The following is an 18,674-nucleotide window of genomic DNA, read 5'->3' on the forward strand; positions in this document are numbered from 1 at the left end:
CGTCGTCAATGCCGCTATGCAGCAAATGCATAGATATCAAATTGTTGGGGCAGTCGCGCCCAGGGGTGGCGGGTACCGTAGGGTCACCTTTGGGGCTTCGGCGGGTGTGCTTTTGGGTGAAGCTCTCCGGCGCATGGGCGTGATGGAGGAATGGAAATGGTGTCCAGGCCGATCGTTCGGCACATGCACATTCACATGTTAAGGGGCCCTTGCATTCCGGATGGGAATTCATGGGCTGCCGGTGTTCTTGCCATATGTGTGGGGTAATTGCGCCATTCGACACGGTTGATTCGAGGCGGTGTTCGGCAAAATACCGATTTTTCGCCAACCGATGCAAGAAGAATTATAATTCTTTGGGAAATCATGGGACAGTTTGGGCTGAGCAAATTCTGTGGATATGTTGTGTGTAGTCGACCAAGAGTGTCTATTTATTGTGTCCGTTGGTGAAGTTTATGTTGATTTTTCGCGTGTGGATTGCGTCGGGAATACGTCAGTGCTCAAAAAACTTGTTGATTTCCATGATTTCCCATGTCATCCCTAATACATCCGATGAGGACGAGGCAGATGGGGCACCAAACGACCCCGACCAAAAATAATCAGGTTTCATACAGGCATCTCGCTTTCATCACTTAACAGATCCGGCGCGCGGGCGAGCAGACATCCCCCCAGGTGGCGCGCGCAGCTGGACATCCCCGCACAGCGGGCGAATGCGGCGGGTTGATCAGTGGCAGCAGATCAACCCGCCGTTTTTCATCAGGGGGGAACGTAAAGATCAAGTGGGGCGCAAGCGAAAGGGACAGTCGTCTTGGCGCGCAGGTTCAGAGGTGAAAGCCACCACAAGGTGGATACGAAGGGCAGGGTATCGATCCCGGCCTCGTTTCGCCGTGTGCTAGAGGCTTCGGACCCCAACTGGCAACCTGGAGATACCCCCGAACTGGTGATTGTCTACGGGGATCACCGCCGCAAGTTCCTTGAATGTTATACAATGCAGGCGATCGACGAGGTCGACGAAAAGATTAATGCACTGCCGCGCGGGTCGATGCAGCGCAAGATGCTGCAGCGTATGTTCCATGGCCAGTCCTTCCCGACAACGGTCGACGAAACCGGGCGTCTGGTCCTGCCGGCCAAGCTGCGCAACAAGATCGGGCTTGGGAATGAGGCCTTCTTTATAGCCGCCGGCGACACGTTCCAGATCTGGAAGCCCGAAACCTACGAGACCGAAGAACTGGCCGCGGCCGAAGACTGGCTGGACGATCAGCCCGAGGACTTTGATCCTCTGGAGTTCCTAGACGGCGTCGGGGACGCGTAACGGCATGGCCGGCGCCGGATCCCCTTCCGACAAACCCCATATCCCCGTTTTGCTGCGTCCTTTGCTGGCCGCCGTTGCGCCCGTCTCGGGCGTTTGGCTGGACGGAACCTTTGGTGCAGGCGGGTACACGCGTGCGCTGCTCGAGGCCGGTGCCGACAAGGTTATCGGTGTCGATCGCGATCCTCTGGCTTTTGAGATGGCAGCCGGATGGGCAGGTAACTACGGCGACCGACTGGTGATGCAGCCCGGCGTTTTCTCGCAACTGGATGAATACGCTCAGGATCTGGACGGTGTCGTGCTGGATCTTGGTGTTTCGTCCATGCAGCTGGATCAGGCCGAGCGTGGATTTTCGTTCATGAAGGACGGTCCACTGGACATGCGGATGAGTCAGGATGGCGAAAGCGCAGCCGATCTGGTGAATACCGCAACCGAGGCGCAACTGGCCGACATCCTGTTTCACTATGGCGAAGAACGCGCCAGCCGCCGCATCGCCAAAGCGATTGCACGGGCGCGGACGGATGCTTCGATCACAACGACCCTGCGTCTGGTTGAAATCATCGAATCCTGCCTGCCGCGCCCGAAACCGGGGCAGTCGCACCCGGCGACCCGCAGCTTTCAGGGGCTGCGCATTGCCGTGAACGCCGAATACGAGGAATTGTTTCAGGGCCTCATGGCCGCCGAACGCGCGCTGAAACCGGGCGGGCAACTGGCCGTTGTGACGTTCCATTCCATCGAAGACCGGATGGTCAAGCGGTTCTTCCAGGCGCGCGCAGGGAAAACGGGCCGCGCCAATCGCTATGCGCCCGAGATGGAACAGGAACAGCCGCAATTCACCCTGAAAACCCGTAAAGCCGTCGGCCCGGATGATCAGGAATTGCAGGAAAACCCGCGCGCGCGCTCGGCCAAGCTGCGTGTGGCTGTACGAACCGAGGCGCCTGCAGGGGAAATTGACGCCCGTGCAATCGGCATGCCGCAACTGGGGGGAAGGGCAAGATGAAGAGTGTTCTGTATGTGTTGACTGCTCTGTCCGTGTTCGGACTGGCGTTGTGGGCCTATCAGGAGAATTACCGCACCCAGCAGGTGCTGAAGGAAACGCAGGGTCTGCAACGTGAAATTGGCATGGCGCAGGTTCGGCTGGCCGTGCTGAACGCCGAATGGGCCTATCTGAACCGACCCGACCGGCTGCGCGAACTGGCGGATTTGAACTTTGAACGGCTTGGTCTGCTGCCGCTGCGGGCCGAGCAGTTCGGGCGCGCCGACCAGATCGCCTATGCCGAAGACCCCGACCTGCCGATCGTAGATCCGATCGAACTGCAGGCCATCACAAGCATTCAGGCGCTGGGCGAGGTACAGTTTCCATGACCCGCACGCCTCTGCGCCCACTGGCCCGCATCCTTGACGCCCGCGCCCGGGGCGAAAACCCCAAGGCCATCGAGCGCGAGAACATTCGCCAGCGTCACGAAGGCATGAAAGACCGCGCCCGCGCCCGTGCCGAAGGGCGTCTTCTGGTGCTCGGCCTGTTCTTCTTTTGCGCTTTTTCGGTCGTTGGCGTGCGGATGGGAATGCTTGCCACGTCCGAAGCGCAGGAGCCGCTGGCCAGCGCCCCCGGTGCGGCCATCGCAATGCAGCGCGCCAATATTGTCGATCGCGACGGGCGCATTCTGGCGACCAATCTGGACACGTATTCGGTCTATGCCCAACCCCCGTTGATGATCGACCCGGTTGCCGCCGCCGATCAGCTTGTGGCCATCTTCCCCGATCTCGACAAGGATCGTCTGGTCAAGGATTTCTCCGGCAACCGCAAGTTTCTGTGGATAAAGAAACGTATCTCACCCGAGCAAAAGCAGGCGGTGCACGACATCGGCGACCCCGGAATCCTGTTCGGCCCGCGCGAGATGCGGCTGTATCCGAACGGCAGGCTGGCCGCGCATATCCTCGGTGGGTCGGGGTTTGGTCGCGAAGGCGTCAGCGCGGCTGAGGTGATTGGAGTTGCCGGTGTTGAAAAACAGTTTGACGACTATCTGCGCGATCCGGCCAACGGAAACAAGCCGCTGCAACTGTCGCTGGACCTGACCGTTCAGGCCGCGGTCGAACAGGTGCTTTACGGCGGCATGAAGATCATGAATGCCAAAGGTGCTTCGGCTGTTCTGATGAATGCCCACACGGGTGAGGTGATTTCGGCGGCCTCCCTGCCGTCCTTTGATCCCAACGACCGGCCGCGCCCGCCGACTTCGGGGTTTGATCCCTCGGACAGCCCGCTGTTCAACCGCTATGTTCAGGGCGTCTACGAACTTGGATCGGTCTTCAAGATTTTCACCGCTGCACAGGCGGTCCAGCTTGGGCTGGTGAATTCGAACACCATCATCGACACCTCGGGGCCGATGAAGATCGGGCGCTTTCCGATTGGTGAGTTCAACGGCAAGAACTACGGCAAGATCAGCGTGGCGGACGTGATCGTCCACAGTTCGAACCGGGGCACCGGGCGTCTGGCCCTGCAAATTGGCGCACAGCGACAACAGGATTTCCTTGAATCGCTGGGCATGTTCGAACCCACCCCGTTCGAAATTGTCGAGGCCGCAGGTGGCGCGCCCCTGAAGCCCAAGAAATGGGGCGAATTGAGCACAGTGACCATCTCATATGGTCACGGTCTGTCGACCAGCCCCATGCATCTGGCGGCCGGGTATGCGTCGATCGCCAATGGCGGCCACTATGTCAGCCCCACGATCCTGCGAAAGAACGGTCCGCAATACGGGCCCCGTGTGCTGTCGCCAAATGCGGCGCAGCAGGCCCAGAAGATGTTGCGCAAGGTCGTGACGGACGGGACCGCCAGCTTTGGTGAAGTTGCAGGCTATGATGTCGCGGGCAAAACCGGCACCGCCGACAAGCCAAAACCGCGCGGCGGCTACTATGACGACAAGGTCATCGCCACCTTTGCGACGATCTTCCCGGCCTACGACCCGAAATACGTTCTGATCGTCACGCTCGATGAACCGTCGATCGTGGCCTATGGCGAAAAACGCCGCACGGCAGGCTGGACGGCCGTCCCGGTGGCTGCCGAACTGATCGGCCGGGTCGCACCCTTACTGGGCCTCAGACCCCGGCTTGAGCCTGAGGCGCGCGCTGCTATAACGCTGACCTCGAACTAGGCCGTCGGACAAGAGGTAGGTCATGGGCGCAAGGTCAAAGAAACTAAGCCAGCTGGCCCTGACCGCACGGGGCGGCGCGAATCCCGACATCACCGGTCTGGCGGTTGACAGTCGCGAGGTCAAAGACGGCTTTCTCTTCGCAGCGCTTCCCGGTACACGCGTTCATGGGGGCGAATTCATCCAGTTCGCCCTGCGCATGGGAGCCGCCGCCATCCTGACCGATGCCATAGGCGCGGAGATCGCGGCCAGCGAACTGGCTGCATCGGAGGCGGCCCTGATTGTTGTCGAAGATCCGCGTCAGGCGCTGGCAGGCGCGGCAGCCCTGTGGTTCGGCGCGCAGCCGCAAATCATCGTGGCCGTCACCGGGACCAACGGCAAAACCTCGGTTGCCACGTTTGTCCGCCAGATCTGGACCGAGCTTGGCCACGCCGCCGTGAACCTCGGCACCACCGGTGTCGAAGGCGCATGGACCGCGCCGCTGGCCCACACCACGCCGGAACCTATCACCTTGCATCGCTGTCTGGCGGCGGCAGCGGGAGATGGCGTGACCCACGCCGCGATGGAGGCGTCCTCGCACGGACTGGAGCAGCGCCGCCTGGACGGTGTGCACCTGGCGGCCGCCGGATTCTCGAACTTCACGCAGGATCATCTGGATTACCACGAAACGTTCGAGGCGTATTTCGCCGCCAAAATGGGCCTGTTCGACCGGGTTCTTCCGCAGGATGGAACGGCCGTCGTCAATCTGAGCGATCCCAAGGGGGCCCAGGTGCGCCGAATTGCCGAACAGCGCGGTCAGACGGTCCTGACAGTCGGGCTCGGCGATGCGGACCTTTGCCTGATGAACCAGCGCTTTGACGCGACCGGGCAGGATTTGCGGTTTTCGTGGCAGGGCAAAACGCATCTGACACGCCTGAACCTGATCGGGGGGTTTCAGGCCGAAAACGTACTGCTGGCCGCCGGGCTGGTCATCGCGGCCGGGGATGAACCCGAGCGTGTGTTCGAAACCCTGCCGTATCTGACAACGGTTCGCGGGCGGATGCAGCTTGCCGCAACCCGCGAAAACGGGGCTGCGGTCTTTGTCGATTACGCCCACACGCCTGACGCGGTCGCCACGGCGCTGAAAGCGATGCGCCCGCATGTCATGGGTCGCCTGATCGCCATCGTCGGCGCGGGCGGGGACCGGGATGCCACCAAGCGCCCGCTGATGGGCAGGGCTGCGGCTGATCACGCTGACATCGTCTTTGTCACCGACGATAACCCGCGCAGCGAAGATCCGGCCACCATCCGTGCCGCCGTCATGGATGGCGCGCCGGAAGCCACCGAAGTGGGTGACCGCGCCGAAGCCATACTGCGTGGTATAGACGCCTTGCAACCGGGTGACGCGCTGCTGATTGCGGGCAAAGGGCACGAGACGGGCCAGATTGTCGGCGATCAGGTTTTGCCGTTCGACGATGCGGAACAGGCCAGTATCGCCGTGGCCGCACTGGACGGGAGGGTGGCATGACGCTCTGGACAGCGGCTGAGGCTGCCGCGGCAACCGGCGGGCGTGCGACCTCTGACTGGGAAGCAAACGGCGTGTCCATCGACACCCGCACCATCCAGCCGGGCGATCTGTTTGTCGCACTGAAGGCCGCGCGTGACGGGCACGACTTTGTGGCGCAGGCGCTTGAGAAGGGCGCAGGCGCAGCGCTGGTCTCGCGTATTCCGGATGGCGTGCCAGACGACGCGCCATTGCTGATCGTCGACGATGTTCAGGCGGGGCTCGAAGCGCTGGGGCAGGCCGCACGCGCCCGGACAAACGCGAAAGTGGTTGGCGTGACCGGCAGTGTCGGCAAGACCTCGACCAAGGAAATGCTTGCTACGATTCTGGAAACGCAAGGCAGGACACATGCCAGCGTTGCCAGTTACAACAACCACTGGGGAGTTCCGTTGACGCTGGCCCGGATGCCGCGCGACACCGAGTTTGCGGTGATCGAGATCGGCATGAACCACCCGGGCGAGATTGCGCCGCTGGCGCGGCAGGCGAAGCCGCATGTGGCGCTGGTGACGACTGTGGCGGCGGTTCACCTCGAAGCCTTCGAGTCGGTAGCTGCTATCGCCCGGGAAAAGGCCGCGATTTTTGAGGGACTGACCGAAGGCGGCGCAGCCATCGTCAATGCGGACATCGAACACGCGCACATCCTGCGGGAATGTGCGCAGAAGCTCGGCCTGAAAACAGTCGATTTTGGCCGCGATGGGCAGGATTGCATTCTGGAAGGCGCGGCACAGGAGGTCGATTCGGTTTCCGCAACGGCAATGGTGGGCGGCAAAACGATCCGTTTTGGCGTCAGGTCCGCTGGTCTGCATTTTGCCATGAACGCATTGGGTGCATTGGCAGCTTGTGTCGAAATGGGTGTGGACCTTGATCAGGCGATCGCTGGACTGGGGCAATGGTCGCCGGTCAAAGGGCGCGGTGTGCGCGAGCAAGTCACATTGGCTGAAGGCGGCAATATCGAACTGCTCGACGACAGCTATAACGCCAACCCCACCTCGATGGAGGCGGCGCTGAAAGTACTGGCCGCGTCGCGCGGCTCCCGCCGGATCGCATTTCTGGGCGATATGAAGGAGTTGGGCGCGCAGGAAATCGCCATGCACGCCGGTATGGCTGACCTGCCTGCCATGGGCGAGGTCGATCAGATCCATTGCATCGGCCCGCTGATGCAGTCGTTGCATCAGGCGCTGCCCGCAGAAAAACGGGGATTGTGGTTTGAGACCAGCGCCGAGATGGCCGACCGCCTGCCGGAACTGGTCCGGGATGGAGATACCGTTCTGGCCAAGGGCTCGCTGAGCATGGCGCTGGCTCGTATTGTTGACGGTTTACGCAAAATGGGGCAAGTGGGCGCGCCCGGGTCATGAGCGTTTGCCACCGTGACCACCGCGTGAGAAAGGTATCGCTATGTTGTATTGGCTGACCGGCCTGTCGGACGGAGGAGATTTCTGGAACCTCTTCCGGTATATCACCTTCCGTGCGGGCGGTGCCTTCATGACGGCGCTGATCTTCGGCTTCCTGTTCGGCAAACCGCTGATCAACGTGCTGCGCCGCAAGCAGGGCAAAGGTCAGCCGATCCGCGATGATGGCCCAGAGGGGCATTTTTCCAAGGCCGGAACGCCCACGATGGGTGGGTTGCTGATCGTTGGGGCGCTGGTGACATCGACGCTGATCTGGGCGCGATGGGATAACCCGTATGTCTGGATGGTACTGTTCGTCACTCTGGCTTATGCGGCCATAGGCTTTGCCGACGATTATGCCAAAGTGTCCAAGCAGAACACACAAGGCGTGTCCGGCCGAATGCGCATGGCGCTGGGCATCATCATTGCAGCCCTGGCGGCGCTTTGGGCAACGTTGAATCACCCCGAAATGCTGCAAAGCCAGCTGGCATTGCCGATCTTCAAGGACACGCTGATCAATCTGGGCATCTTTTATATTCCCTTCTCGATCGTGGTGATTGTCGGGGCCGCCAATGCGGTGAACCTGACCGATGGTCTGGACGGTCTGGCGATCATGCCCGCGATGATTGCGGCTTCGACGCTGGGCATCATCGCCTACGCGGTGGGGCGGGTCGACTTCACCGAATATCTGGATGTGCATTACGTGCCAGGCACAGGTGAGATTTTCATCTTCACCTCGGCGCTCTTTGGCGCGGGGCTTGGGTTCCTGTGGTACAACGCGCCGCCGGCTGCGGTTTTCATGGGTGACACCGGATCCTTGGCCTTGGGCGGGGCGCTGGGCGCAATTGCCGTGGCCACCAAACACGAGCTGGTACTGGCCGTTGTCGGCGGGCTGTTCGTGGTCGAGGCGCTGAGCGTGATCATTCAGGTGCTGTATTTCAAACGCACAGGTCGCCGCGTGTTCCTGATGGCGCCGATCCATCACCATTACGAGAAAAAGGGCTGGGCGGAACCCACCATCGTCATCCGCTTCTGGATCATCTCGCTGATCCTGGCAATGATCGGTCTGGCGACGCTCAAGGTCCGCTAACGCTCCCGCCAGGTTCGGCGGACCTGCGGTCCGCCTGCCACCTGTTGGGCCCGGCTCGCGCTGCCGCGCGAGCCTTTCCGGCCCCTTGCCTTCGGTCAGGTCTTCTGCGCAGTGTGGCGGCCAATTGAAGGTCGTAGGAAGGGTGGCGGCATGATCCCGGTCAAAGGGTTTTCAGGGCAGAAAGTTGCGGTTCTGGGGCTGGGCCGGTCCGGTCTGACCACGGCGCGTGCGCTGCGGGCGGGTGGGGCCGATGCGATCTGCTGGGATGACAACCCGACGGCGCGTGACATAGCGTCAGGCGAAGGGTTCACCTGTGCCGATCTGCGGCGTCATGGGGCCTTCGATGACATCGCCACTCTGATCGTCTCCCCCGGCATTCCGCATCTCTATCCCGAACCCAACCCGGTCGTGGCGGCCGCGCTTGAGGCCGGTGTGCCGGTCGACAACGATATCGGCCTGTTCTTCCGGTCATTCGCGGATCAGACATGGAACAACTTTGACACCCCGCCACGTGTGATCGCCGTAACCGGGTCGAACGGCAAATCCACCACCGCAGCACTGATTCACCACATCCTGACCGAGGCCGGACGCGAGGCGCAGCTGGCCGGGAATATCGGACGCGGAGTGCTGGATATTGATCCCGGCGGTGATGGTTCGGTCGTGGTGCTTGAGCTTTCCAGCTATCAGACCGAACTTGCCCGTGCGCTGACGCCGGATGTGGCTGTGTTCACCAACCTCTCGCCCGACCATCTGGACCGCCATGGCGGCATGGGCGGGTATTTCGCCGCCAAGCGTCGCCTGTTTGCCGAAGGCGGACCGGATCGCGCGGTCATCGGCGTGGGTGAGGCCGAAGGCGCGTTTCTGGCCGGTCAGATGTCCGAAGGCCCTGCCGACGACCGCGTCATCCGGGTATCGGTTGCGCGCAAGCTGACCGGGCCGGGCTGGCAGGTTTTTGCCCGCAAGGGGTTTCTTTCGGAGTACCGCAAGGGGCGCCAGGCCGGATCAATCGACCTGCGTGGGATCAAGGGACTGCCAGGGGCGCATAACCACCAGAACGCCTGCGCCGCATATGCTGCCTGCCGGTCAGTGGGGCTTGCGCCAAAAATGATCGAGCAGGCCCTGCGCAGCTATCCCGGCCTGCCGCATCGCAGCCAGATCATCGCCGAAGCAAACGATGTGACCTATGTGAACGATTCCAAGGCGACCAATGTGGACAGCGCGGTAAAGGCGCTGAGCGCGTTCCGCAACATCCGCTGGATCTGTGGGGGGCTGGAAAAGGACGGCGGCCTGTCCGGCCTGAACGACGTGAAGGATCAGGTCCGCAAAGCCTACGTGATCGGGCGCGAGGCCGCAGGATTCGCCATGCAGCTTGAGGTCGAGACCGAAATCTGCACCACGATGGCCATGGCGGTCGAGCGCGCGATGCAGGACGCGCAGCCGGGTGAAACGGTATTGCTGGCTCCGGCAGCGGCCAGTTTCGACCAGTACGACAATTTCGAGCAGCGCGGAGATGACTTCACCGCGCAGGTGCGCCAACGGCTGGATTGAGCCGCGTTTGCAATAGACCGCCGGTTCGGGCAGGCTTTGACCCTGCCTGCTTGAAGACTGTCCCCGGCGGTATTACCTGCGGGTAAATCAATACGAGGTCACGAAAATGCTCAATCGCAAGTCACTTTTTGTCGTTCCCGCACTTGTTCTGGTGGGCGCCTGCGCCAACTCCGGTGCCAATTACCAACCGGTCATCGATGGCCCGGTTGGTCCGAACTACAATTCGGATCTGGCGCAATGCCAGCAGCTGGCGGCGTCGCAGGCCAGCGTTGACGGCTCGACCGCCGGCAACGCGGCGATCGGCGCGGCGGGTGCTGCCGCCACGACCGCCATCATTCAGGACAGCAGTTCCAACCTGGGCAGGGCCGCCGCCGCCGGGGCGGTGATCGGCGCGGGCGCGGATGTCATCGCGAAAAACCAGAACAAGGAAGTTATCGTGCGCAACTGCATGCGCGGACGCGGGTACAACGTCGTCGGCTAACGCCCCGCGATTGCAGTTCCGGCGGCGTAGCCCGAAGACCACGCCCATTGGAAATTGTAACCGCCCAGCCAGCCGGTGACATCCACAGCTTCGCCAATCGCATAGAGGCCGGGGACATCCCTGGCCTCCATCGTTCTGGACGACAGGCCGTCGGTGTCAATTCCGCCCAGCGTGACCTCGGCCGTGCGATAGCCTTCCGTGCCGGAAGGCGTCAGTTCCCAGTCGGACAGGGCAGCGATCAGGTCGTTCAGCGCGGCATCGGACTGATCCGCCAGATTGCCCTGCATCGAGATGTACTGTTTCAGGTAATCCACCAATCGCGCGGGAAGGAGGCGCGCCAGTTCCGTGGTCAGGGCCTTGCGGCCACCACTTTGCCGCTGGTCCCGCAGCATGTCGAACAGCGGCAGATCCGGGATCAGGTTCACTCTGATCGTCTCACCTTCGCGCCAATAGGACGACAATTGCAGCACCGATGGTCCGCTGAGGCCGCGATGGGTGAACAACAGTGCCTCGTCAAAACTGGTCCGCGCGTTTGACAACCGTGCGGGCAGGGACACGCCAGACAGGTCCCGGAACTTGCCGTCCGAAAAGGTAAAAGGCACCAGCGCCGCCTGCGTTTCCGTCAGCCTTAGCCCGAACTGCCGGGCAACGTCATAGGCCAGCCCGGTCGCACCCATCTTGGGGATCGACTTGCCACCCGTGGCCAGCACCAGATTGGCGCAGGTCAGGCTCAGGCGTTTACCTTCACGCTCGACATCCAGTGCAAAGCCGCCTTCGGCCTTGCGCAGGTCCTTCAGTTCGGTTCGGATCCACAGTTCGGCCCCCGCACGCTGCATCTCGTCCAGCAGCATCTGAATGATCTGCTTTGACGACCCGTCACAGAACAGCTGACCTAGAGTTTTTTCATGCCAGGCGATGCCGTGGTGGTTTACCAGATCGATAAAATCCCACTGCGTGTATCGCGCCAGCGCCGATTTGCAGAAATGGGGGTTTCGCGACAGGAAGTTCTGCGGCCCCGCATACATGTTGGTAAAGTTGCAGCGCCCACCGCCCGAGATGCGGATTTTTTCTCCGGCTGCCTTGGCGTGATCGATCACCAGAACACGCCCGCCACAGTGGGCGGCGCACATCATGCCGGCGGCTCCGGCACCAAGGATGATCGTGTCAAAGGTCATGTGCAAGCGCATGGCCCGGTTTTCCCGCAACCGCAAGGGCGAGATGTTTTCCAACGCCCATTTTCCCTTGTTTTTGGCATTTCCAACAGGCGGGCAGCAAGACGAGGACTTGCCTGCCAGTCACAACTTCGAAGTTTTCCCATGGCGGCACTTGACCTGCACGAGCCTCAAATCCTACGAATTCTTCGGTAAAGTGACTATTTGTCTGCGTTAATAAATTTGGTGGAGTGGCCACATGCCCACGAACGTATATGGTGCCTTTCGGTCTGACAGCACATTGTCCGATGCAGGGGCTTCATCCAGTGTCGTGGGATCCACGTTCCAGATATCGGCCTACAGCCAGATCACGATCCAGGACGGCGCAGACGCCACGATTATCGATGGCGACAACATCTCAAACGAGACCGGCAACGACCCGACCCAGACCCTGAACGGAGAGATCATTTTCTGGGATTTCACCGTTTCGGTGACGGACGGCACGAATACCTACCAGATCGGCCTTTTCGACTATGACCTCGACGGGGATGGAAATTCGATCGGGGTCGACAGCGAGGACGGGTATTTTCTGGGCTTCATCGGCGGGACCATTCCGCCCCTGAACACGACACTGACCATCACCGCCATTATCGACAATGGCCCGGACATCGATGTCGACACTGTTGTCCCTTGCTTTGTGGAGGGGACAAGCATCCAGACGCCTGATGGTCCACGCCGGATCGAGACCTTGAATCCGGGCGATGTGGTCACGACCCTGGACAATGGGCCCCAGATAATCCGCTGGATCGGTTCGCGCGAACTGGACAGCATCGATCTGAGGGTCAAGCCAAAGCTGCGGCCGGTTCGGATCGCCAGGGGTGCGCTTGGGAATGGTCTGCCCAAAGACGACCTGCGAGTGTCCAGGCAGCATCGGATGCTGGTCCGATCCCCGATCGCGGCCAGAATGTTTTCCAAGCCCGAGGTTCTGGTGCCTGCGCACGAGCTGGTTGGGATGCCTGGTATTTCCATCGAAGAAGACGACCAGCAGGTGACGTATTTCCACATACTGTTTGATCGACATGAGGTGATTTTTGCCGAAGGGGCGCCGTCGGAAAGCCTGTTCACCGGACCACAGGCCCTCAAAGGCATAGGTGAAGAGGCCACCGCCGAAATCGCAGAACTGTTTCCCGAGATCATGTCCGAAACCTATGCGCCCGAAATGGCGCGGATCATCCCGCGGACCGGAGGGCAAACGCGGACACTGGTCAAGCGGCATCTGAAAAACAGCAAGCCGCTGGTTTCCGAGGCCTGAGTTCCACCCTCACCACAGTCTTGGGGGCACGGAGCCCCTGGCATTCTCGCGATGGGAATTTAGCTGACCGCCCTCATTCCACTGGCCCAAACGCAAAAATCGCGTTAGACTCTCAATCAGATCCCGAAAACGGGACGTGAACGAGGCAGAAAGTGGCGGTATCTCATGACTGAGATGGTGTATGGCGCGGTCCAGGACCAGCGCGGCGAACCGATTCTACCAAAGTGGTGGCGCACGATTGATCGCTGGACGATGTCCTGTGTTCTGATCCTGTTTGTCATCGGGCTTTTGCTGGGGCTTGCCTCATCACCGCCACTGGCGGGGCGCAACGGGTTCGACCCGTTCCACTATGTCGAACGTCAGGCGTTTTTCGGCGGATTGGCGTTGATCGCAATGCTGCTGACCTCGATGATGTCGCCGACATTGGTGCGACGTCTGGCGGTGCTGGGTTTTCTGGCTTCCTTTGTGGCGCTGGCCTTTCTGCCCGTCTTCGGCACCGATTTCGGCAAAGGCGCGGTGCGCTGGTATTCGCTCGGGTTTGCCTCGCTGCAGCCGTCCGAGTTTCTGAAACCCGGGTTTGTTGTCGTGGCTGCATGGCTTCTTGCCGCATCACAGGAAATCAACGGCCCGCCGGGGCGGTTGTGGTCTTTCGCGCTGTGCATGGCGATTGTCGGCATGCTGGTGATGCAACCCGATTTTGGGCAGGCGTGCCTGATCCTGTTTGGTTGGGGTGTTATGTACTTCGTGGCAGGCGCACCGATGCTGTTGCTGGTGGGGATGGCCGCATTTGTGGTTCTGGGCGGCATGTTCGCTTACTCGAACTCGGAACACTTCGCCCGCCGTATCGACGGTTTCCTCAACCAGGAGGTCGATCCGACCACCCAGTTGGGCTATGCCACCAACGCCATCCGCGAGGGTGGGCTTTTTGGTGTCGGCGTCGGTGAGGGGCAGGTGAAATGGTCGCTGCCCGACGCGCATACGGATTTCATCATCGCCGTGGCGGCCGAGGAGTACGGCCTGATCCTGGTGCTGATCATCATCGCGCTATACTCACTGATCGTCGTGCGGTCGCTGCTGCGCCTGATGCGCGAACGAGACATGTTCATCCGTCTGGCCGGAACCGGTCTGGCCTGCATGTTCGGCGTTCAGGCGATGATCAACATGGGCGTTGCCGTGCGCCTGTTGCCCGCCAAGGGCATGACGCTGCCGTTCGTCAGCTACGGCGGCTCATCGCTGATTGCAGGCGGCATTGCGGTCGGCATGCTTTTGGCGTTTACCCGCACCCGCCCACAGGGCGAACTGGGTGATATTCTGCGCGGACGAGGTTGATGAGCAAACCCTACCTTCTGATTGCGGCGGGCGGCACCGGGGGCCACATGTTCCCGGCGCAGGCGCTGGCCGAGGCGATGCTGCAAAAAGGATGGCGCGTGCGCCTGTCCACCGATGCCCGTGGCGCCCGGTACACCGGGGCCTTCCCCGACGCGACCGAGATTGTCGAGGCATCTTCGGCCACTTTCGCACGTGGTGGCTTGGCGGCCAAGGCGATGGTCGGGCCCCGGATCGCCGCCGGTGTGACGGGGATGGCGTTTCAGATGATGCGCGACCGCCCGGATGTGGTCGTGGGCTTTGGCGGCTATCCTTCGATTCCGGCGTTGGGTGCGGCGACGATGCTGAAAATCCCCCGCATGATCCATGAACAGAACGGGGTACTGGGCCGTGTGAACCAATTGTTCGCCACCCGTGTTGCACAAGTGGCCTGCGGCGTCTGGCCCACAGATCTGCCCGAAGGTGCACATGGCATCCATACCGGCAACCCGGTTCGCGCTGCTGTTCTGGAACGGGCCGCCGCAGGGTATATCCCGCCGGGTGATTACCCGATGTCGATCCTGGTGATGGGTGGCTCGCAGGGCGCACGCATCCTAAGCGATATGGTGCCAGGAGCCATCGCCGAACTGCCCGAAGATATCCGCAACCATATCCGCGTCTCTCATCAGGCGCGCGACGAAGATGGCGAACGGGTCACCGCGTTCTACAGCGACCACGGCATTCGCGCCGATGTTCAACCCTTTTTCGACGATGTGCCCCGCCGCATGTCAGATGCCCAACTGGTCATCAGCCGTTCGGGCGCATCCAGTGTCGCCGATATCTCGGTGATCGGCCGCCCCTCGATCTTGATCCCCTTTGCTGCCGCGGCAGGGGACCACCAGACCGCCAATGCGCGCGGACTGGTTCAGGCGGGTGGGGCGATCATGATCCCCGAAAATGCTCTTGACGTTGCCTCGCTGACACAGCAAATCACCACGGTTCTGACCAACCCCGAAGCCGCACAGAAAATGGCACGTGCCGCCTTGTCCGCGGGGGCGCCGGACGCAACCGAGCGACTGACAGCCCTTGTCGAACATCTGGCGCAGAAGGAGACCGCATGACCCCAGCAACCAAACTGCCGCAGGACGTAGGGCCGATCCATTTCGTCGGGATCGGAGGGATCGGGATGTCTGGCATCGCCGAGGTGTTGCTGAACCTTGGTTACCGGGTGCAGGGCTCTGACCTGAAAGCGTCCAAGATCACGGATCGTCTGGCCGGTCTGGGGGCCGAGATATTCGTGGGTCAGCGCGCCGAGAACCTGAAGAACGCCGCTGTGGTCGTTGTCTCGACCGCGATCAAGCCGGGCAATCCCGAACTGGACGAAGCCCGTGCGCAGGGCCTGCCAGTTGTCCGCCGCGCCGACATGCTGGCCGAGCTGATGCGCCTGAAATCCAACATCGCCATCGCCGGAACCCACGGCAAGACGACGACAACCACCATGATGGCCGAACTGATGGTGGCGGGCGACTTTGACCCGACCGTCATCAATGGCGGCATCATCCATGCCTATGGTTCCAACGCGCGCATGGGGCAGGGCGAATGGATGGTGGTCGAGGCCGACGAATCCGATGGCTCGTTCAACCGACTGCCTGCAACTATCGCTATCGTCACCAATATCGACCCCGAGCATATGGAGCACTGGGGCGATTTCGACACACTGCGCGACGGGTTCTATGAATTCGTCACGAATCTGCCGTTCTACGGTCTGGCCGTTTGCTGCACGGACCATGCCGAAGTGCAGGCGCTGGTGGGCCGCATCACCGATCGCCGCGTCCGCACTTACGGTTTCAACGCGCAGGCGGACGTGCGGGCAGTGAACCTGACCTACAAGGGCGGTGTGGCGCATTTCGACATCCACCTGCAATACGAAGATAAGGTGATCGAAGGTTGCACCCTGCCGATGCCGGGCGACCACAACGTCTCGAACGCCTTGTCTGCAGTGGCTGTCGCCCGTCATCTGGGTATGAAGGCGTCGGAAATCCGCGAGGCGCTGGCGAATTTCGGTGGTGTCAACCGCCGCTTCACCAAGGTCGGGGAAGTCGACGGTGTCACCATCATCGACGACTACGGCCACCACCCGGTTGAAATCGCCGCCGTGCTAAAGGCGGCCCGTCAGGCCACCGACGGCCGTGTCATCGCCGTGCACCAGCCGCACCGTTATACCCGCCTGTCGAACCTGTTTGATGACTTCTGCACCTGCTTCAACGACGCCGACGTGGTCGCCATCGCCGAGGTGTTCGCGGCCGGGGAAGACCCGATTGAAGGCGCCTCGCGCGATGCTCTGGTGCAAGGCCTGATCCGCCATGGCCACCGCCATTCCCGCGCGATCCTGAGCGAGGACGATCTGGAGCGCCTTGTCCGGGAACAGGCCCGTCCAGGCGACATGGTCGTCTGCCTCGGTGCCGGTACAATCAGCGCCTGGGCCAATGGATTGCCCGAAAGATTGCAGCGAAAACAAGCTGTTTGACCCTCGCGCTCATTTGGCGCACAACCCAAAAGTGTGATATGCTGCGGGCGGCTTCCGCGCGTCCTTGGAGGGGCGAATGGATTATTCGATGATCTTCTCAGCGCTCTGGGTGATCTGCGCTACTATCGTGGCGTTGTTGCCGATGCGGCTGCAATTCCCTCCGGGTATCATTTTGCTGATCTGTGCGCCGGTGCTGATCGTTTGGCTGGGCTACTTACATGGCTGGCTTTGGTCGCTGCTGGCTTTGGGCGGTTTTGTCTCGATGTTCCGCAACCCGATCCGCTATTACTGGCGCAAATGGGCGCGCGGGGAGGTCATGGAATGAACTGGTCTATTGCTCTCGCCGCTCTCTGGGGGGTTGCCGCGAATGTGCTGGCGATGATCCCCAGCAAGGACAATCACTGGACCCGCGCCTATGTCCTGATTGCGTTGGGTATCCCGATTCTGGGATTTGTGACCTATCAGAATGGCCCATGGGTCGGTTTGATCGTACTGGCCGCTGGCATGTCGGTGCTGCGCTGGCCGGTGATTTACCTGACCCGTTGGACAAAGGCGAAAATGCAGGGCATGAAGGCGGCTGACGAATAACCGGCCAACTTCACGAGGTCCGCCATGGCGACGATCACCACATTTGCCTATCTGCCGCTCATTTCCCTTGTTCTTGGTGCCGCCGCAGGGTTCACCGCAGGCCGCTGGATTGGACTGCGCGGTCTGTTGTGGCTGATTGGGCTGGCGTCTGCCGCCGGGCTGGTGCTGATCGTGATGCTGGCCAGCGTTGGAACGGGCGAAGAAGAGCAGGCATTCGGTCCGCTCGTCTGGCTGACCGCCGGTGTGCTTCCGTTTCTATTCGCCGCGATCATGGGCGGGGTCGGCGGGCGCAGCCTGGCTGCGCGTGCAGCCGAATGACAACCCTCCCCGCGACCCGAGGCCGCCTGTCCGAGGCCCGTCCGCTGGCCGACCTCACATGGCTTCGTGTCGGAGGACCGGCGGATTATTTGTTCCAGCCAGCCGACCTTGAAGATCTGCAATCGTTCCTGCGCGACCTGCCGGCGGATGTTCCGGTGTTCCCGATGGGCGTCGGTTCGAACCTGATTGTCCGCGACGGCGGCTTGCGGGCCATGGTGATCCGGCTGGGGCGCGGCTTCAACGGCATCTCGGTCAAGGGAAACACTGTTACCTCAGGCGCGGCGGCACTGGACGCGCATGTGGCGCGCAAGGCGGCGGATGCGGGGGTCGACCTGACCTTCCTGCGAACCATCCCCGGCTCCATCGGCGGTGCGGTGCGAATGAACGCAGGCTGTTACGGCAACTACACGGCGGATGTACTGCGCAAGGCCACCATCGTGACCCGGCAGGGCAATGTCGTGGACCTGTCGCCCGACCAACTGAACTTCCGCTACCGCCAGACAGACCTGCCCGAAGGCGCGGTTCTGGTCTCGGCCACGTTCGAAGGTCCCCCGGGCGATCCCGATGACCTTCATGCGCGCATGGCGGCGCAGTTGCAAAAGCGCGACGAGACACAGCCCACCAAGGATCGCAGCGCCGGTTCCACTTTCCGCAACCCTGCCGGTTTCTCCTCCACAGGCCGGGCCGATGACGTCCACGACCTGAAGGCGTGGAAAGTGATCGATGATGCGGGCATGCGCGGCGCGACACGTGGCGGGGCGCAGATGAGTCCAAAGCACTCGAATTTCCTGATCAACACCGGCACCGCCACCGCCGCCGACCTCGAAGGACTGGGCGAGGAGGTGCGAAAAAAGGTTTACGAAACAAGCGGCATCACGCTAGAGTGGGAAATCATGCGGGTCGGTGATCCGCTGACAGAATAAAGCCCCATCCGTCAGACCATAGCAGGCAAATTCAGGCGGCGGATCAAA

Annotated in this window: 19 protein-coding genes; 18 read left to right on the forward strand and 1 reads right to left on the reverse strand. The window is 61.6% G+C overall.

Features of this window, described 5'->3' with window-relative positions:
* Window positions 1–805: 805 nt before the first annotated feature.
* The 9 genes from mraZ (at window position 806) to ACR0FE_RS16740 (ending at window position 10,502) form a co-directional block, all read left to right on the forward strand.
* Window positions 806–1,309, forward strand: a complete 504-nt coding sequence (gene mraZ, locus ACR0FE_RS16700; RefSeq protein ID WP_170615208.1) for a division/cell wall cluster transcriptional repressor MraZ — start codon at window positions 806–808, stop codon at window positions 1,307–1,309.
* 4 nt (window positions 1,310–1,313) lie between these two features.
* Window positions 1,314–2,306 (forward strand): 16S rRNA (cytosine(1402)-N(4))-methyltransferase RsmH, encoded by a 993-nt coding sequence (rsmH, locus tag ACR0FE_RS16705; RefSeq protein ID WP_480914031.1) that lies wholly within the window; start codon window positions 1,314–1,316, stop codon window positions 2,304–2,306.
* A complete protein-coding gene (gene ftsL / locus ACR0FE_RS16710; RefSeq protein WP_170615212.1) occupies window positions 2,303–2,671 on the forward strand; it encodes a cell division protein FtsL in 369 nt (122 codons plus the stop codon). Before rsmH ends, ftsL begins: the two co-directional genes overlap by 4 nt.
* The gene (locus tag ACR0FE_RS16715) at window positions 2,668–4,455 is read left to right on the forward strand and encodes a peptidoglycan D,D-transpeptidase FtsI family protein (protein WP_480914033.1); all 1,788 of its coding nucleotides are present in this window, start codon (window positions 2,668–2,670) and stop codon (window positions 4,453–4,455) included. Before ftsL ends, ACR0FE_RS16715 begins: the two co-directional genes overlap by 4 nt.
* A gap of 22 nt (window positions 4,456–4,477) precedes the next feature.
* Window positions 4,478–5,959 carry a UDP-N-acetylmuramoyl-L-alanyl-D-glutamate--2,6-diaminopimelate ligase gene (locus tag ACR0FE_RS16720; protein ID WP_480914036.1) on the forward strand — a complete coding sequence of 494 codons (1,482 nt, stop codon included), beginning with the start codon at window positions 4,478–4,480 and terminating at the stop codon, window positions 5,957–5,959.
* Window positions 5,956–7,350 (forward strand): UDP-N-acetylmuramoyl-tripeptide--D-alanyl-D-alanine ligase, encoded by a 1,395-nt coding sequence (locus ACR0FE_RS16725; RefSeq protein ID WP_480914038.1) that lies wholly within the window; start codon window positions 5,956–5,958, stop codon window positions 7,348–7,350. The genes ACR0FE_RS16720 and ACR0FE_RS16725 overlap by 4 nt, the downstream gene beginning before the upstream one ends.
* A gap of 40 nt (window positions 7,351–7,390) precedes the next feature.
* Window positions 7,391–8,473 (forward strand): phospho-N-acetylmuramoyl-pentapeptide-transferase, encoded by a 1,083-nt coding sequence (gene mraY / locus ACR0FE_RS16730; protein WP_170615220.1) that lies wholly within the window; start codon window positions 7,391–7,393, stop codon window positions 8,471–8,473.
* A gap of 150 nt (window positions 8,474–8,623) precedes the next feature.
* The gene (murD, locus tag ACR0FE_RS16735; RefSeq protein ID WP_170615222.1) at window positions 8,624–10,021 is read left to right on the forward strand and encodes a UDP-N-acetylmuramoyl-L-alanine--D-glutamate ligase; all 1,398 of its coding nucleotides are present in this window, start codon (window positions 8,624–8,626) and stop codon (window positions 10,019–10,021) included.
* 106 nt (window positions 10,022–10,127) lie between these two features.
* Window positions 10,128–10,502 carry a glycine zipper family protein gene (locus tag ACR0FE_RS16740; protein ID WP_170615224.1) on the forward strand — a complete coding sequence of 125 codons (375 nt, stop codon included), beginning with the start codon at window positions 10,128–10,130 and terminating at the stop codon, window positions 10,500–10,502.
* Here the strand turns inward: ACR0FE_RS16740 and ACR0FE_RS16745 are convergent.
* Complete coding sequence (locus ACR0FE_RS16745; protein ID WP_480914043.1) at window positions 10,499–11,677, reverse strand: BaiN/RdsA family NAD(P)/FAD-dependent oxidoreductase; 1,179 nt, start codon at window positions 11,675–11,677, stop codon at window positions 10,499–10,501. The two genes, ACR0FE_RS16740 and ACR0FE_RS16745, sit on opposite strands and share 4 nt — an antisense overlap.
* A gap of 10 nt (window positions 11,678–11,687) precedes the next feature.
* Between ACR0FE_RS16745 and ACR0FE_RS16750 the strand changes: the two genes are divergently transcribed.
* From ACR0FE_RS16750 to murB, 9 genes are all read left to right on the forward strand, one after another.
* Entirely contained in the window at window positions 11,688–11,891 is a 204-nt protein-coding gene (locus ACR0FE_RS16750; RefSeq protein ID WP_480914045.1) for a hypothetical protein, read from the forward strand.
* A 21-nt stretch (window positions 11,892–11,912) separates the two neighbouring features.
* Complete coding sequence (locus ACR0FE_RS16755; RefSeq protein ID WP_480914047.1) at window positions 11,913–12,965, forward strand: Hint domain-containing protein; 1,053 nt, start codon at window positions 11,913–11,915, stop codon at window positions 12,963–12,965.
* A 165-nt stretch (window positions 12,966–13,130) separates the two neighbouring features.
* Window positions 13,131–14,294 (forward strand): putative lipid II flippase FtsW, encoded by a 1,164-nt coding sequence (gene ftsW, locus ACR0FE_RS16760; RefSeq protein WP_170615228.1) that lies wholly within the window; start codon window positions 13,131–13,133, stop codon window positions 14,292–14,294.
* Window positions 14,294–15,391: a UDP-N-acetylglucosamine--N-acetylmuramyl-(pentapeptide) pyrophosphoryl-undecaprenol N-acetylglucosamine transferase gene (locus ACR0FE_RS16765; RefSeq protein ID WP_480914049.1), complete on the forward strand. Its 1,098-nt coding sequence runs from the start codon at window positions 14,294–14,296 to the stop codon at window positions 15,389–15,391. The genes ftsW and ACR0FE_RS16765 overlap by 1 nt, the downstream gene beginning before the upstream one ends.
* Window positions 15,388–16,797 (forward strand): UDP-N-acetylmuramate--L-alanine ligase, encoded by a 1,410-nt coding sequence (gene murC / locus ACR0FE_RS16770; RefSeq protein WP_480914051.1) that lies wholly within the window; start codon window positions 15,388–15,390, stop codon window positions 16,795–16,797. The genes ACR0FE_RS16765 and murC overlap by 4 nt, the downstream gene beginning before the upstream one ends.
* 76 nt (window positions 16,798–16,873) lie before the next feature.
* The gene (locus ACR0FE_RS16775; RefSeq protein ID WP_480914052.1) at window positions 16,874–17,122 is read left to right on the forward strand and encodes a DUF2484 family protein; all 249 of its coding nucleotides are present in this window, start codon (window positions 16,874–16,876) and stop codon (window positions 17,120–17,122) included.
* Complete coding sequence (locus ACR0FE_RS16780) at window positions 17,119–17,385, forward strand: DUF2484 family protein (protein ID WP_170677935.1); 267 nt, start codon at window positions 17,119–17,121, stop codon at window positions 17,383–17,385. Before ACR0FE_RS16775 ends, ACR0FE_RS16780 begins: the two co-directional genes overlap by 4 nt.
* Before the next feature lie 24 nt (window positions 17,386–17,409).
* Window positions 17,410–17,703 carry a hypothetical protein gene (locus tag ACR0FE_RS16785; RefSeq protein ID WP_170615238.1) on the forward strand — a complete coding sequence of 98 codons (294 nt, stop codon included), beginning with the start codon at window positions 17,410–17,412 and terminating at the stop codon, window positions 17,701–17,703.
* A complete protein-coding gene (gene murB, locus ACR0FE_RS16790) occupies window positions 17,700–18,626 on the forward strand; it encodes a UDP-N-acetylmuramate dehydrogenase (RefSeq protein WP_480914055.1) in 927 nt (308 codons plus the stop codon). Before ACR0FE_RS16785 ends, murB begins: the two co-directional genes overlap by 4 nt.
* Window positions 18,627–18,674 lie beyond the last annotated feature (48 nt).

This window comes from Ruegeria sp. K7 (assembly GCF_056531785.1).